Source organism: Kurthia senegalensis (assembly GCF_000285595.1).
Taxonomy (GTDB): domain Bacteria; phylum Bacillota; class Bacilli; order Bacillales_A; family Planococcaceae; genus Kurthia; species Kurthia senegalensis.
The window spans coordinates 1-457 of record NZ_CAEW01000052.1 but is presented as its reverse complement, the minus strand read 5'-3'; the positions used below and the strand labels follow the sequence as shown (position 1 = coordinate 457).

Sequence of the window (457 nt, the reverse complement as noted above, 5' to 3'; positions counted from 1 at the left end):
CCAATCCCTTCAGCCAGACTTGGGTATACCTCCGTGAAGCAAAAACTTATGTTATTTTGGTGGACCTTGCAGGACTCGAACCTGCGACCGGACGGTTATGAGCCGTCTGCTCTAACCAACTGAGCTAAAGGTCCTTCTTTAGGATGGCGGCCGAGGGGATCGAACCCCCGACCTCCCGGGTATGAACCGGACGCTCTAGCCAGCTGAGCTAGGCCGCCATAATAAAAATAAGACAAAGTATAAAGTTAATTGGTGGAGCCTAGCGGGATCGAACCGCTGACCTCCTGCGTGCAAGGCAGGCGCTCTCCCAGCTGAGCTAAGGCCCCAATTCAGTAATGGTCGGAATGACAGGATTCGAACCTGCGACCCCTTGGTCCCAAACCAAGTGCTCTACCAAGCTGAGCTACATTCCGATAACCAAAAAGAATATAAGAAATATATTTAAAATGGTGCGCCC

Annotated in this window: 4 tRNA genes; all 4 read right to left on the bottom strand. The window is 51.2% G+C overall.

What is annotated here, in order from left to right:
* Window positions 1-57: 57 nt before the first annotated feature.
* A tRNA-Ile gene (locus KSHG_RS15570) sits at window positions 58-134 on the bottom strand.
* A gap of 10 nt (window positions 135-144) precedes the next feature.
* Window positions 145-218 (bottom strand) — tRNA-Met (locus tag KSHG_RS15565).
* A 32-nt stretch (window positions 219-250) separates the two neighbouring features.
* Window positions 251-326: transfer RNA gene (locus tag KSHG_RS15560), tRNA-Ala, on the bottom strand.
* A 10-nt stretch (window positions 327-336) separates the two neighbouring features.
* A tRNA-Pro gene (locus KSHG_RS15555) sits at window positions 337-413 on the bottom strand.
* Between the last annotated feature and the right edge of the window lie 44 nt (window positions 414-457).